Origin of the sequence: Pseudomonas sp. MD195_PC81_125 (assembly GCF_014060985.1) — a bacterium.
In the GTDB taxonomy this organism is placed as follows: Bacteria; Pseudomonadota; Gammaproteobacteria; order Pseudomonadales; family Pseudomonadaceae; genus Aquipseudomonas; species Aquipseudomonas parakoreensis.
Map to the genome: position 1 here is coordinate 1 of NZ_JABULD010001055.1, position 638 is coordinate 638.

The following is a 638-nucleotide window of genomic DNA, read 5'->3' on the forward strand; positions in this document are numbered from 1 at the left end:
GCTGATGTTGTCGATTCGCCTGACGCGCAGTGCACGCAAGCGTATTCGGATCAGTCGTTCGGTGGGCTGATCAGCCATAAAAAAAGACCTGCACATGCAGGTCTTTTTTTTGTCCAGATTCAATTGGACTTCTTGCGGATCCAGTACAGATAAGTACCGGCCTCTTCGTGCTGCCCCACCAGTTCGTGGTCGAGAAACACACAGAACTTGGGAATATCGCGACGGGTCGAGGGATCGGTGGCGATCACCTTGAGCAGGCCGCCCGGCACCAGGTCACGTATGTGCTGGTGCAGCATCATTACCGGCTCCGGGCAATTGAGACCGGTGGCGTCGAGGGTGCCGTCGACCGGGGTATCGATCATTTCACTCATGATTCACTCCTGAAACTGGCCGGCATTGTCGCGCATTGCCGGGTGCTCAGTCATCTGTAGCGAGGGGGATTTATCCCCGATGGGTTGCGAAGCGGCCCCAAAGAGTGGGGATGCGCTGCACTCCCCTCGGAGATAAATCCCCTCACCAGAGACATTTCCACAGGGTTTAATGGTGACTCAGCGGGATTTGGCTTTCTTGATGTCATGCCGACGCAAATGACAGGTCACTTCCTCGCGGTCGTGATACAGCTGCTTGCAGCCAATATC

At 55.6% G+C, this 638-nt stretch carries 1 protein-coding gene; it reads right to left on the reverse strand.

The features are described from left to right. Positions 1-119 precede the first annotated feature (119 nt). Positions 120-371, reverse strand: a complete 252-nt coding sequence (gene tusA / locus HT737_RS31120; RefSeq protein ID WP_007961802.1) for a sulfurtransferase TusA — start codon at positions 369-371, stop codon at positions 120-122. Positions 372-638 lie beyond the last annotated feature (267 nt).

Bases quoted from the DNA above. Each gene is read 5' to 3' on its own strand.
- tusA (WP_007961802.1), bottom strand. From the start codon at position 371: ATGAGTGAAATGATCGATACCCCGGTCGACGGCACCCTCGACGCCACC.